Source organism: Rhizobium sp. 1399, assembly GCF_031455475.1.
GTDB lineage: Bacteria > Pseudomonadota > Alphaproteobacteria > Rhizobiales > Rhizobiaceae > Rhizobium.
In genome coordinates, this window is sequence record NZ_JAVDSU010000001.1 from 1 (window position 1) to 12,224 (window position 12,224).

Sequence of the window (12,224 nt, forward strand, 5' to 3'; positions counted from 1 at the left end):
TTGGCAAGCACGGTATCGGCGGTGAAGACAGTGCTGCCCGTCTCGAAGGCGCCTTCGGTCACCACCCCCTGCCCCTCGCGAAACAGATCCGGCAGAATGCCCTGGTAACGGACGTTGACGATCTGACCGCTCGGATCGGTCACGGCAAACCGCACGACCGAACCTTCGCCGCGCATGACGCTGCCCTCGCCGACGAGGCCGCCGAGGCGGATGCGGGTGCCGGGCGCCACCGGCGTCTTGGCGAGATCGTCCGGCATATAGAAATAGGCGACCGACTGGCTGAAGGCGAACATCACGAGCAGCACCGCGACAAGGATGAAGCTCATGCCGCCGGCAATCACCGCCAGGCGTTTCTGCTTGCGCGTCATTCCCTCAATCCTTCCGTCGCGATGCCGAGTTCTTTTGCCAGCGCGAGCAACTGCCTGCCCTCGTCACCCGATGCCGGGAAGGCGGCAAGCCCCCGCTTCAAGGCGCCGGCGGCGCGATCCTTGTCGTTCAATACGGCGTAAGAGCGGACAAGACGCATCCAGCCCTCGAAATTATCAGGATCGGCAGTCAGTTTGGCATCCAGGCTTTCCACCATGCCGCGGATCATCTGCTGCCGGTCGCCGCTATTCAGATTCTCGGCCGCCGCCACATCCTCCGCCGTCGGGCCGCCCGGAACTGACGGTCGTGCGGCAGGCTTGGCTTCCGGCCCGGCTGCAGGGGCGACCGCCGTGCCGCCGTTCCTGGCGATATGCTCGTTGACCAGCGGCAGCCACGGTGCATCATCAGGCGATTGGTTCGCCAGATCCTCGAAGGCCGTGCGCGCCTGATCCGGTTGGCCCGCCTGCTCCAGGCTCAATGCAACATAAAACCGCGCACGCGGGTTGTTCGGCTCAAGCGCCAATGACTGTTCCAGCACCTTGCGCGCATCTTCCGTCACCACGCCTTCGGCCATCGCCATCAGCGTTTCGGCAAGGCCGTCGAGGCGAGCGGGGCTTGGGCCAAGCAGGCGGATGGCGTTGCGATAGGCGGTCTCGGCATCGGAAATGCGCATGGTGCTGAAATAGATCGGCGCCAGCACATCCCAACCCTTGCCGTCGCCAGGGTTCTGCGCCAGATGCCGCTCCGCCTTGACCACGAGAACGGCCATATCATTGCCGGGATTGGCAAGCCGGGCTTCCAGCGGCTGGGACGGCAGGTCGGGCCTGCCGGTATTCATGTAAAGACAGAGCCCGATGACCGGCAGGAGCAGCACGATGAAGGCTTCGGTCAGGCGGTGATGCCTTGCAGGCTTGCGTTCTTCGGCAGGAGCAACACCGGAAACGGCGATCAGCCGGCGGCCGATCTCCGCGCGGGCGTAATCGGCCTCGTCGGCACTGATCAGGCCGCCCGAGAGATCCCTGTCGAGTTCACGCAACTGGTCGCGATAGACGGCCGCTTCACCGGCGCGCGTATCCTCAGCCGCCTTCGCCCCACGCAAAAGAGGGTAAAGCAGAATGGCGGCAACAGCCGCCGTCAGGACGGCCACGAGAATCCAGAACAGCATATCGGCCCAATTACTTGAAGCGCGCCCTCATTCCAACTGCCAATGCCGGAATGACGAAGATTTGAGGCTTTTGGCCGCAAGGATAACGAGCAAGGCCACTCAGCCGAGCGGCGACCAGGTGCCGTTTTCATTGCGACAGGCAGCACCGCGCGCCAGCGTATTCTTGCCATCGACCGTCACCGTATGGGTGTACTGACGGCAGTTCTGCGAGCCGACCTGATAGGGTGCTGCCGCCACGACGCTGCCATTGGCATCGCGACCAGTCCAGGTCACCGGCTGCCCGACGGCTGCACCTTCCAGCGCGCGGTATTCGGCTTCCAGCGCCCGCTGCTTGTCGCTGTCATCAAGCTCTACGCCGGTGCGTCCGACGATGCCACCCTGTAAGGCGGAGATGAAAGCGGCCGAAGCCGGGGGCTTGCCGCCGCCAAAGAGCCCACGCGTTGTGGCTCCCTTCGTCGTCGTGCAGCCAGAGAGCGCAACGGCGACGAGAAGGGAAGAAACGATCATGCCTTGCGAACGTAGAGTCATTGCAATCGAACCACGATCAGGGGTGTCAAAACGAGCCGATCGAAGTGCAGCGTCCCCGTGTCAGCATTAAGGCAAAGCATGCTATACATTTGCCACTATCTTTGTGACATCAAGCAGTTGCTCATGCAACATCCTTTGTCACACCTGGCAGGATAAGCTTGGCTTTCAGTCCGCCCCACTCCCCGCGCGTGAGTTCCAGGCGGCCCTGGTACTCGTTGGAAATTTCGGTCACGATCGAGAGGCCGAGGCCGGTTCCGGGCTTGCTCTCATCCAGACGCCGACCGCGCTTCAGCGCTTCGCGGATCTGGTCAGGCTCCAGGCCGGGCCCATCATCCTCGACGGCAAGCTCCACCCAATGTTTTCTGGCACTGGCTTCTGTTCCCTTCACGTCATCGCCGGCTTCGACCGCCGAGAGGCGCACCTTGCTCTTGGCAAAACGCGCGGCGTTTTCCAGCAGGTTGCCGACCGTCTCCTCGAGATCCTGCTGCTCCATGGCGACGGCCAGATGCGGCGGCTGGACAATCAGCTCGAATTCGGTATCGACATTCAGGCGACGCATGACGCGCACCAGCCGCTCGAGCGCCGGTTCGGCATCGGTGCGCGCGAGCACGGATTCACGCTGGGCGGCAATACGGGCGCGGTTGAGATAGGACTGTACCTGCCCCTGCATGGCTTCGGCCTGATTGCGCACCAGGTCGCCATGCGATCTCTCAAGCACACGCGCTTCATTGAGCAGCACGGCGATCGGCGTCTTCAGGGAATGGGCAAGATTGCCGACCTGCATGCGCGCCCGCTCGACGATACGGCGGTTGCTGTCGATCAGCGCATTGACCTCATTGGCAAGCGGCAGGATCTCGCGGGGGAAATCGCCCTTCAACTGCTCGCTTTCACCGGCGCGAATGCGCTCCAGGGCGGCGCGCGCCTTGTCGAGCGGCTTGAGGCCATAGAGAATGGCAAGCGCATTGACGATGAGACTGCCGACGCCGAAGCCGGCGAGCGCCAGATAGAGCCGGTGGGAGAAGTTGCGGACGTCGTCTTCCACGACATCGACATTGCCTGTCACGCGGAAGCGCGCGGCACGACCGTCGGTGTCGAGCACGACTTCCGTCTCGGCCACCTGCACGCGGTTCCCGGAGGCGTCCGTCACCTGATAATAACGCTCGTAATTCTTGTCGAAGGGTGCTTCCACGACCGACAACACCGGGATCGTCGCGGAGCCCAGCGAAGGCGAGACGAGCGGCGCGGTCGTATAGGTGCCGAGCGGTTCGACCACCCAGTACCAGCCGGTCTTCGGCTGGGCGAAGCGCAGGTCGCCGAGCTGCGGGCTGCCCGACAGGGCACCCTGATCGCCAATCGTGACGGAATTGATGACGTTATAGAGCTGGGCGCGCAGCAGGTCCTGAAAGCCGCGCTCGGCGCTGCGTCTGTAGAGCGTCGAGATCAACAGGCCGATCACCACCAGCGCCACCGTCGACCAGACCGTGGTCAGAAGCAGCACGCGTGCGGTGAGCGACTTAATTCGCATTGGTCGGCGCTTGGATGCGGTAACCGAGACCGCGCACCGTTTCGATCAGATCGACGCCCATCTTCTTGCGCAGGCGGCCGACGAAGACCTCGATCGTATTGGAATCGCGGTCGAAATCCTGATCGTACATATGCTCGACCAGTTCCGTGCGCGACACCACCTCGCCCATGTGATGCATGAGATAGGCAAGCAGGCGGTACTCATGCGAGGTGAGCTTCAGCGCCACGCCGTTGACGATCGCCTTCGAGGTCTTGGTATCGAGCCGCACCGGGCCGCAGACGATTTCGGAGGAGGCATGACCGGCCGCGCGGCGGATCAGCGCGCGGATGCGGGCGAGCACCTCCTCGACATGGAAGGGCTTGGTGACATAGTCGTCGGCGCCCGCATCGATGCCGGCCACCTTGTCGCTCCAGCGGTCACGGGCGGTCAGGATCAGTACTGGCACGGTGCGGCCGGCGCCGCGCCATTTTTCCAGAACGGTCACGCCGTCCAGTTCAGGAAGGCCGATATCAAGAATGATGGCATCATAGGGTTCGGTATCGCCGAGGAAGTGACCTTCCTCGCCATCGAACGCCTGATCGACGACATAACCCGCCTCTTTCAGCGTGTCGCTCAGCTGCCGGTTCAGATTGACGTCGTCTTCGACTACCAGAATGCGCATCGCTTCGCCTTCATCCGCTGCAAATCACTGATGTCATGAATAAGCCGATTCCGCCTACATCGGAACCTTTACCGTCACCTTGCGCGGACGCTGGCCATTGCCCTGAACGAGAACGGTGATGATGCAGGCATTGCCCACCGGCTGCACGGAAAGAAGCTGGCCGCCCGTCTCTTCCACGACCTGCTGGGCTGCGGCGCTGCAATCGCCCGCCACACGCAGGACAAGCGTGTGCGTATCGTCCGGTGAGGGCGCCGAAACCGCCAGGCCGGCGGCCAATGCTGCGACGCTCAGAGGAGAGGCCATGTGCTGTGCTTTCAATGTAATGCCAACTTGTCCCGAATATGTACTCACGCGACCTGAATGGCAAATGAATGCACGGTAACGCAGGTTTTTTAGAACAATTCTCGACTATTGCGCGAAATATACGTGATTTCTGAATGATGCCGCTAAGGCCTTCTGCCACTGCGAGAATCCCGACACAAGGCAAATCCGTACTGGATTTGTTCGATCAAGCCTTTCACCATCTGGTTGAAACTGCTATCGCTCGGCCGCCTTCATCCATTTCATTTTCGAATCCATGCAAAAATCACTTTCGCTTCGTACGGCGCAGACAGTTGGCGTGCTCGCAGTCACCCAGCTTATCGGCTGGGGCACCACTTTCGATATGCTCGGCGTCATGGGCCGCGTCATCGCGCCTTCGCTGGGGCTGCCGAACGAAGTGATCTTTGCCGGTCTGACCCTCATGATGGTTGTCAGTGCGTTTGCCGGTCCGACCACAGGGCGCTGGCTCGGCCGCTATGGCGCGGCGAAGGTGCTGGCCGGCTCGTCGATCACATTCGCGATCGGCCTGCTGCTGCTCGCCGCCGCCACCAATATCGTCATGTATGCGGCTGCCTGGGTCGTCATCGGGCTTGGCGGCGCACTCGGTCTTTCGGCACCCTGCTATACGGCCGTCGTGGAGCGCGAAGGAGCGAACGGCAAACGCGTCATCGCCATCCTCATGCTGTTCACGGGTCTGTCGGCCACCATCTTCTGGCCGATCCTGACGCTGCTCAACGAGAGCTTCGGCTGGCGCGTCACCTTCGTCGTCAGCGCCGGCCTGCAATTCTTCGTCTGCCTGCCGCTGCATCTCTTTGGGCTGCCAAAACCGGTCGCGAGCCACACGCAGGGAGCGGCCGCCGAAACGCCGCCGGTGGAGCTTTCGCCTGCCGACCGGCGCAAGGCCTTCCTGCTGATTGCCGTCTCCACCACACTCTGCACCTTCATCACCTTCGGCGTCTCGCCGTCATTGCTCGAAATCTTCCGCCAGTCCGGCGCATCGCCGGCCCTTGCACTGCAACTCGGCTCGGCCCGCGGCGTCATCGGCATTTCGGCACGCGCACTCGACATGCTGCTCGGCAAGCGCGGCAATCCGATCCTGACATCGGTGATGGGCGTCAGCCTGATGCTGTTCAGCTTCCTGATGCTCTTCATCGTGCCGCCATCGACGCCGCTGCTCGTCACCTTCGTGCTGCTCTACGGCTTCGGCTCCGGCGTGCTGGCGGTCGCCCGCGCGCTAATGCCGCTCGCCCTCTTCTCGGCCAAGGAATACGGGCTGCAGGCGGCGCGCCTGTCGATGCCGCAGAACCTTGCCAATGCCATCGCACCCGTCATCTTCACCGCCATCCTCGATCGCGCCGGCGCCGGTCCGACGGTCATCACCTGCGCGGTGCTTGCGGCCATCGCAATGGTTTTCGTGCTGATGCTGATGGCACTGGTGCGCAGCGCGAGGCCGAGCGAACAGCCGGCCTGACCGGCGACAAAACTGAGAACCAGCACTGTGCCTTCAGGCAGAGGAGGTTCCGGTCATACAGCATCAAGAACTGCCAAGCCGTTAAGCTTTTGAATCATTTACGGCTTTTTTCTCAAGAGCTGCTTCCGGCCCTTCACAGATTGATTCATCTGCAACGAGCGCCGATTCCAACCTCTTCCTATCCATTTGAAAATGAATAAGAATTTTCAAAATGGGCCTTTAGCGTAGTGTTTTTGGCGCTAAGTCATTGATCCTGAATAAGTGATCCACTTACCTCAAAACTTCGCATAAGGAATTTCAAAATCAGAAGCAGCGTTTGCTGAAATCGAATTATTAAAAAATTTTTGTGCCTTGGTGGATCACTTAAACACTATCAATGACTTAGCCGGAAAATCGCGGCAAAATGCACCAGCACTAGAAAATACTTATTCATTTTCAATGAGATAGATTTCGCCTCAAGCGGCGTGATCGTCATCGTCAATCCTGCAGGGGCCTGGTGACCGCTTTGCTGCTATCGAAATCGGCCGCAGTCCTCGTATCCCGAAGCGGTTTTACGGTGCGTGTGGAGAGATCATAATCGGGATGCGCCTTGTAAGCGGCAAGCGCCTCCTCGCTTTCAAATTCGCCATAAACGACGAAATCGACCGCATTGCCCCACTGGTCCGTCTTGACGTTTTCGCCGATCTCCAGCTTCAGCGCGTGCGGAATGCCTGTCAGTATGGAGAGCCCCTTGCGCACTGCCTCGCGGTTTTCCTCCGGCACGGTGAAGAAGACGATATGGCGGATCACGCGGACACTCCTGTGGCAATTCTCTGAGCTTAGGTCGGGCGATAACACGCGCCGCCTAGGCCTTCAACCGGGCCACAATGCCGCGTCAGGATGGCTTGCGCATGGCGGCAAGGAATGTCCGCCCATATTCGGCGAGCCTCTCCGCCCTGTCGGTGCCGTTGACGATGCGGCGCGCATTCACCCAGTCTTCCCTCTCCTCATTGAGGTGATCGCAAAGCCGGTGGCTGGTGAAGCTGCCGCGCAGCATGCCCTCGATCAGGATCGTCACGGCAGGCGTCATCTCCATAGCGCGGTCGGGATGAGCGACGAGATCGATGCCGGTCACCTCGCTCATCGCCTCGTAGTTTCGCTTATGGGTGAGCTGCACCAGCCCGCGGCCAAGCCAGCACTTGCCATCCTCATCCGGCCGCCAGTAAGGCGACTTCACCCAGGAGAGCCGGCCGGATGCGAAGGCGGTCTCGAGGATCTCGACGGCGCGCGAATCGCTCGTTGCCAGCGTCTCACGTACAGGCTGCATCGTGTAAGCCGTCTCATGAAACGCAGTCGCCAATATATAGGCCAGCCAGCGCCGATCGGCGGTAGCCAAATTCGCGTCCCAGTAGTCGAAGATCGCGTTCATGCCTTCGATCTGGGCAGTGGTGAGACTGCCTTTGAAGAGGGCGTTCTGCACGGTATCGAAGAAGAATTGCCGGTCGAGTGGGGCTGTCATGATACGCTTCTCTGAGGCCTGCTGTGGTTAACGTCGGCTTAATCGATTGAAATTAATTTAATCGTTTCAAGTGTGACCGGGGTAGATTTACACGCAGTTTTTGTTGTGCGATGCATCAATCCGTAAGCACACCCTTGCTGAGGAAGAGAGGCATATGATGCAGACCACCGCAGAAACTCCGACCAAGATCCCCCAGCACGTCGTCGACCAGATGGAAAACGAGTGGCGCCAGGTACGCACGCAGCGCGAGAATCCGCGCCCGGTCCGCCTGCCCTCCCAGAACGACTCTTAAGCACAATCTTGACGGGTGAGGACGTCCTGAACCCCTCACCCGCAGTTCCCCGCGTTGCCGGCATTCCTGCTCCTGCCAAGGCAGCGGCCACCGCCTATCCCCCACGTTTCGTCGCAGCCAGCCTGCCGGTCAGCCGATCCAGGGTTCTGCGGAACATATCCTTGTCATCCAGCGCCCGCGAGAGCACCAGCGCGCCCTGAATGCCGGAGACGGCCTCTTCGGCCGCGGCAAGTGCGTCATCCTCGGCGGAGCCGGCGCGGACCAGCGCCTGGCGCAGCGCCTCGATCCAGCGGACGAAATAATCCCGGATGACAGGCGAAAAGCGCTGGCGCGTTTCGTCCAGCGCAAAGGCGCCGACGAGGCAGATGCGGCTGCCGGAGCGGAAATAGTCCATCACATTCGCCCACATCGCATCGATCGCCGCTCTGGGATCGTCACGCCGCAACGGCTCGTAGATAGCGCGTTCGAACCAGGCGTCGACATCAGCAAGGACTGCGGCCGCCATCTCCTCCTTGCCGCCGGGGAAGAAGTGATAGAGGCTGCCTTTGCCGATGCCGGTGCGTTCGGTGATGCGGCTCAATGTCGTGCCCTCGTAGCCAAGCTCGCGGAAGATTTCCGCAAGCAGCGGCACGACATCGGCACGTTCATAAACGGTCTTCACAATTCACCCTCGGGTCACCTGCAGGCCTCAAAGGCCGAGGTCGGAAAGGCCCGGATGGTCATCAGGCCGCCGGCCGAGCGGCCAATGGAACTTGCGATCCGATTCCTTGATCGGCAGATCGTTGATGCAGGCGAAACGGCGCTGCATCAAGCCCTCTGCATCGAATTCCCAATTCTCGTTGCCATAGGAACGGAACCAGTTGTTGCTGTCGTCATGCCACTCATAGGCAAAACGCACGGCGATGCGATTGCCGGTGAAGGCCCAGAGCTCCTTGATCAGCCGGTAATCGAGCTCCTTCGCCCACTTGCGGGTCAAGAAGGCCACGATCTCGGCGCGGCCGGTGACGAATTCGGCGCGGTTCCGCCACTGGCTGTCGGGCGTATAGACGAGCGATACGCGCTGCGGATCGCGGCTGTTCCAGCCATCCTCTGCAAGGCGGACCTTCTGGGTTGCGGTTTCATGGCTAAAAGGGGGAAGCGGTGCAGGCATGTCTGGTCTCCTTGATTGAATTGTACCTTTCGTCACGCATTGTACCGATCGGTACATAAAATGCAAGAGGCTTTTATATCCATTTCCTGCGGCATTTTGGCTTCAGACAACGACGGCCGCTTGCGCAGCAAAAAAGGCCGCTCGATGTTCCGAGCGGCCTTTCATACGCAAAGATCAGGATATCCCGCGCGATCCTTGACTACCCGAGATCAGGCGAGTTTGCCCTCTTCGGCCTTGTAGAAATACTGGCTTGCGACCAGCCATCCCTTCAGCGGCCTCAATGGCGGAATACAGGTGGCGAACATGAAGGGGCCGGTGACCAGCAGCTGGACCCAGAGCGGCGCGGAGAAGGCAACTTCCAGCCACACGCCAAGCAGCACGCTCGGCACGCAGGCGAAGCAGATTACGAAGAAGGCCGGGCCATCGGCCGGATCGGCGAAGGAATAATCCAGCCCGCAGACTTCGCATTCCTTCTTCAGCGTGAGGAAACCCTTGAACATATGTCCCTGTCCGCAGCGCGGGCAGCGGCCCCGGATGCCGGTCTGCATCGGAGGGAGAGGAGGATATTCGGTATCCATGGCGATCTCGCTTTTCGACGTTGCGAGGCATTGGCGTAATCCATTCAATGCCTCATAATGTATGCATACAATATAATTACATTAAAAGCGGATTGCCAGTCTATTCGTCAGAATGACGCAGAGATTCTTTGAATCGGGTTTGGGGGCGTGAAGGAGTGGATGGCGGACGCACGAGCAGGCAAGCCGGAAGATCCGACGGCGGCCGTATTTTGTGCAAGGGAGAGTCATTCACCGTGCAGACGCGCGGTGGCTCGACCCTCATGACATCCCTTGTGCCGGCACGAGGGCAAAGGGATGAGGCGACATTAGAAGAACGAAGCGGACATTTCCGGCGGACCTTCCAGGGCATGAGCCATGAAGTCCAGTGCACCTTTCAGCCTGTCGCGGCTGATCGGTCCGCCAAGGCAGACGCGCACGGCTTCGGGGGCGGCACCTTCCACGGTGAATGCGTCGCTTGCCACCACACCGATGCCCGAGGAACGCATGTGGCTGCCGAAGGTGGAGCGGGTCCAGCCATTGGTGAGCGGCAGCCAGATGTTGAAGCTGATCGGATCAGCCTTGTAGCTGCCGTCGGGCAGGATATTCGCCACCATCTGCTGGCGGGCACCCGCCTCTGCACGAATGAAGCGCAGGATCGTGTCTGCCGTGCCATCCTCGATCCAGCGCGTCGCAAGCGCCACGGTCATCGGCGAGGCCATGACATTGTTGGCGCGCATGGCGCTGACGAAGGGCCAGATCGCCTTGGTGTCCGGGGCGACCACATAGGCAAGACGCAGGCCGGCGCCGATGCACTTGGCGAGACCGCCGATATGCCAGGTCAGATCGGGCGCGATAGCCGCGAGTGGCGGCGGGCCATGCAGCGGGATGAAACCATAGGCGTCATCCTCGACGATTGGCACGTGATATTTGCGGGCGACGGCAGCGATCTCCTCGCGGCGCTTTTCCGGAATGGTCAGCGTCAGCGGGTTCTGCAGGGTCGGATTGAGATAGAGTGCCTTAGGCTGGAGCCGCTCGCAGGCCTCCGCAAAGGCGTCGGGCAGGATGCCCTCCTCATCCATCGGCAGGCCCGAGAGATTGAGCCGCAACTGGGCGGCGATCGAGCGCATGCCGGGATAGGTGATGTTTTCCGAGAGCACTGTTTCGCCGGGCTTTGCCAGCAGGCCGAAGATCGCGAGCAGAGCCGGATGGGCGCCGGGTGTGACGAAGATGCGCTCCTGCGACGGCACGAGCCCGCGACGGCTGAGCCAGGCGGCGGCGGCCTCCTTATCCATGCCGGAACCGCCGAAACCCTGGTAGCGCAAGAGCGGAATGAGATTGGTCGCCACGGCCGACATGCCCTCGCGCATGCGGGCGATCAGATCCTGATCATCCGGCTCCGGCGGCAGGTTCATCGAGAAGTCGACGACGGAGGCGCGGCGCGGATCGGGCGCCGCATCGGAGGCGAAGCCGCGGCGCTCCCTGTCCTGCCCGCCAGTCACGAAAGTGCCGCGGCCGACATGCGAATCCACCAGGCCGCGCTTCTGTGCTTCCACATAACCGCGCGCCACTGTGGTGAAATCGATGCTGAGGCGCTTTGCCAGCTCGCGCTGCGGCGGTAGCCGGTCCCCCACCGCCAGCACGCCGCTCCTCAGATCCATCTCGATCAGATCGGCAATTGCCATGTAACGGGGGCTGGAGGAGCGGCTGAGGTCGGGATGCCAGTCTTTCATTTCATGTTCCGCAATTCGTGATCGACGCAGAGGGGGATTCCCGTCGACATTGACCGTATATTGTTGCATATTTCTTCTGTCACGCAAAAACAGCGTCGCGCCCATGTGCGCCAGACGACTGAATGCCGCATGCAAGCATGATATAATCGGCATCGCGCATAGCATCAATACATTGATAGCAATTTGACTGCATCCATTTCGATCTCTCTTGCATTCATTTTTTGCACGTAAATGCCCGCCTAATCGGCGTCAAATTCACCTCCCTTCAAAATTGAATGCATAATTGAATGCTTTTCTGCATAAATTGACTTCTATTTGTGCAAAGTCAATTTGGCACGGTGCTTGCAATTCAATGGCTGTACCCCGCGAGAGGGGCCTGACTTCAAACACAGGAGCCATTCATGCCCGCAGTTACCGCACCGGCCCACGCAGATGGAGACTTCTTCGTCGATTACGAGGAAAAGGTCTTCGAGGATGTCCAGGCCAAGGAGGGTGACAAAGCCCTCATCACCTTCCACACCGTCGCCTTCGAAGGGTCTATCGGCCTTGTGAACCTGCTGCAGGCCAAGCGCCTGAAGCGCAAGGGCTTCGAAACCTCCGTCCTTCTCTATGGTCCCGGCGTGACGCTCGGCGTGCAGCGCGGCTTTCCCAAACTCGGCGCGGAAGCCTTTCCCGGCCATCTGAACTTCAACAATCAGATCAAGGGATTCCTGGAAGAAGGCGGCAAGGTCTATGCCTGCCGCTTCGCGCTGCAGGCGCTCTATGGCCATGGCGAACAGGCCTTGATCCCCGGCATCCGGCCGATCAGTCCGCTCGACGTGCTGGACCTGATCCTGATCCACCGCCGCGACGGCGCCTTCATCCTCGATACCTGGACGCTCTGACTCGGCGGGAACGCTGTCGTCAGCCGCGTTCGGGAGGCGGAGTTCCCTCCTCCGCCTCCTCACACCATCAGAAGGA

Annotated in this window: 14 protein-coding genes and 1 pseudogene; 3 read left to right on the top strand and 12 right to left on the bottom strand. The window is 60.8% G+C overall.

Annotation, left to right across the window (positions count from 1 at the left end):
• From ccmE to J2X71_RS00030, 6 genes are all read right to left on the bottom strand, one after another.
• Nucleotides 1-368: cytochrome c maturation protein CcmE (gene ccmE / locus J2X71_RS00005; protein ID WP_310377806.1), on the bottom strand; the 368-nt coding region annotated here is incomplete at its 3' end.
• A complete protein-coding gene (gene ccmI, locus J2X71_RS00010) occupies nt 365-1,531 on the bottom strand; it encodes a c-type cytochrome biogenesis protein CcmI (protein WP_310377808.1) in 1,167 nt (388 codons plus the stop codon). The genes ccmE and ccmI, both read right to left, overlap by 4 nt.
• Nucleotides 1,532-1,630: 99 nt before the next feature.
• Nucleotides 1,631-2,059, bottom strand: a complete 429-nt coding sequence (locus J2X71_RS00015; protein WP_310377810.1) for a hypothetical protein — start codon at nt 2,057-2,059, stop codon at nt 1,631-1,633.
• Between the two features lie 121 nt (nt 2,060-2,180).
• Nucleotides 2,181-3,584 carry a HAMP domain-containing sensor histidine kinase gene (locus J2X71_RS00020; RefSeq protein ID WP_113324135.1) on the bottom strand — a complete coding sequence of 468 codons (1,404 nt, stop codon included), beginning with the start codon at nt 3,582-3,584 and terminating at the stop codon, nt 2,181-2,183.
• Nucleotides 3,574-4,245 carry a response regulator transcription factor gene (locus tag J2X71_RS00025; protein WP_007818507.1) on the bottom strand — a complete coding sequence of 224 codons (672 nt, stop codon included), beginning with the start codon at nt 4,243-4,245 and terminating at the stop codon, nt 3,574-3,576. Before J2X71_RS00025 ends, J2X71_RS00020 begins: the two co-directional genes overlap by 11 nt.
• A gap of 54 nt (nt 4,246-4,299) precedes the next feature.
• The gene (locus tag J2X71_RS00030) at nt 4,300-4,548 is read right to left on the bottom strand and encodes a hypothetical protein (RefSeq protein WP_113324137.1); all 249 of its coding nucleotides are present in this window, start codon (nt 4,546-4,548) and stop codon (nt 4,300-4,302) included.
• Nucleotides 4,549-4,822: 274 nt separating this feature from the next.
• Between J2X71_RS00030 and J2X71_RS00035 the strand changes: the two genes are divergently transcribed.
• Nucleotides 4,823-6,037: an MFS transporter gene (locus J2X71_RS00035; RefSeq protein ID WP_310377815.1), complete on the top strand. Its 1,215-nt coding sequence runs from the start codon at nt 4,823-4,825 to the stop codon at nt 6,035-6,037.
• A 477-nt stretch (nt 6,038-6,514) separates the two neighbouring features.
• Here J2X71_RS00035 and J2X71_RS00040 read toward each other — a convergent pair whose 3' ends face one another.
• Entirely contained in the window at nt 6,515-6,826 is a 312-nt protein-coding gene (locus tag J2X71_RS00040) for a Dabb family protein (RefSeq protein ID WP_310377817.1), read from the bottom strand.
• Nucleotides 6,827-6,914: 88 nt separating this feature from the next.
• A pseudogene (locus J2X71_RS00045) lies at nt 6,915-7,535 on the bottom strand (hypothetical protein); the annotation flags it as partial.
• A 154-nt stretch (nt 7,536-7,689) separates the two neighbouring features.
• Between J2X71_RS00045 and J2X71_RS00050 the strand changes: the two are divergent.
• Nucleotides 7,690-7,827 (top strand): hypothetical protein, encoded by a 138-nt coding sequence (locus J2X71_RS00050; RefSeq protein WP_162748077.1) that lies wholly within the window; start codon nt 7,690-7,692, stop codon nt 7,825-7,827.
• A gap of 94 nt (nt 7,828-7,921) precedes the next feature.
• Here J2X71_RS00050 and J2X71_RS00055 read toward each other — a convergent pair whose 3' ends face one another.
• From J2X71_RS00055 to J2X71_RS00070, 4 genes are all read right to left on the bottom strand, one after another.
• On the bottom strand, nt 7,922-8,488 hold the full coding sequence (locus tag J2X71_RS00055) for a TetR/AcrR family transcriptional regulator (protein ID WP_310377819.1): 567 nt from the start codon (nt 8,486-8,488) through the stop codon (nt 7,922-7,924).
• A gap of 27 nt (nt 8,489-8,515) precedes the next feature.
• Nucleotides 8,516-8,977 (bottom strand): nuclear transport factor 2 family protein, encoded by a 462-nt coding sequence (locus J2X71_RS00060; protein WP_310377821.1) that lies wholly within the window; start codon nt 8,975-8,977, stop codon nt 8,516-8,518.
• Between the two features lie 209 nt (nt 8,978-9,186).
• Nucleotides 9,187-9,555: a DUF983 domain-containing protein gene (locus J2X71_RS00065; protein WP_037105104.1), complete on the bottom strand. Its 369-nt coding sequence runs from the start codon at nt 9,553-9,555 to the stop codon at nt 9,187-9,189.
• A gap of 305 nt (nt 9,556-9,860) precedes the next feature.
• Complete coding sequence (locus J2X71_RS00070) at nt 9,861-11,264, bottom strand: PLP-dependent aminotransferase family protein (RefSeq protein WP_310377824.1); 1,404 nt, start codon at nt 11,262-11,264, stop codon at nt 9,861-9,863.
• Between the two features lie 401 nt (nt 11,265-11,665).
• Here J2X71_RS00070 and J2X71_RS00075 point away from each other — a divergent pair, with 401 nt between their 5' ends.
• Nucleotides 11,666-12,148 carry an MSMEG_0572/Sll0783 family nitrogen starvation response protein gene (locus J2X71_RS00075; RefSeq protein WP_007821628.1) on the top strand — a complete coding sequence of 161 codons (483 nt, stop codon included), beginning with the start codon at nt 11,666-11,668 and terminating at the stop codon, nt 12,146-12,148.
• Nucleotides 12,149-12,224: the final 76 nt, after the last annotated feature.

Coding starts and splice junctions, on each gene's coding strand:
- ccmI (WP_310377808.1), bottom strand. CDS start 1,531: ATGCTGTTCTGGATTCTCGTGGCCGTCCTGACGGCGGCTGTTGCCGCC.
- J2X71_RS00015 (WP_310377810.1), bottom strand. CDS start 2,059: ATGACTCTACGTTCGCAAGGCATGATCGTTTCTTCCCTTCTCGTCGCC.
- J2X71_RS00020 (WP_113324135.1), bottom strand. CDS start 3,584: ATGCGAATTAAGTCGCTCACCGCACGCGTGCTGCTTCTGACCACGGTC.
- J2X71_RS00025 (WP_007818507.1), bottom strand. CDS start 4,245: ATGCGCATTCTGGTAGTCGAAGACGACGTCAATCTGAACCGGCAGCTG.
- J2X71_RS00030 (WP_113324137.1), bottom strand. CDS start 4,548: ATGGCCTCTCCTCTGAGCGTCGCAGCATTGGCCGCCGGCCTGGCGGTT.
- J2X71_RS00035 (WP_310377815.1), top strand. CDS start 4,823: ATGCAAAAATCACTTTCGCTTCGTACGGCGCAGACAGTTGGCGTGCTC.
- J2X71_RS00050 (WP_162748077.1), top strand. CDS start 7,690: ATGATGCAGACCACCGCAGAAACTCCGACCAAGATCCCCCAGCACGTC.
- J2X71_RS00060 (WP_310377821.1), bottom strand. CDS start 8,977: ATGCCTGCACCGCTTCCCCCTTTTAGCCATGAAACCGCAACCCAGAAG.
- J2X71_RS00065 (WP_037105104.1), bottom strand. CDS start 9,555: ATGGATACCGAATATCCTCCTCTCCCTCCGATGCAGACCGGCATCCGG.
- J2X71_RS00070 (WP_310377824.1), bottom strand. CDS start 11,264: ATGAAAGACTGGCATCCCGACCTCAGCCGCTCCTCCAGCCCCCGTTAC.
- J2X71_RS00075 (WP_007821628.1), top strand. CDS start 11,666: ATGCCCGCAGTTACCGCACCGGCCCACGCAGATGGAGACTTCTTCGTC.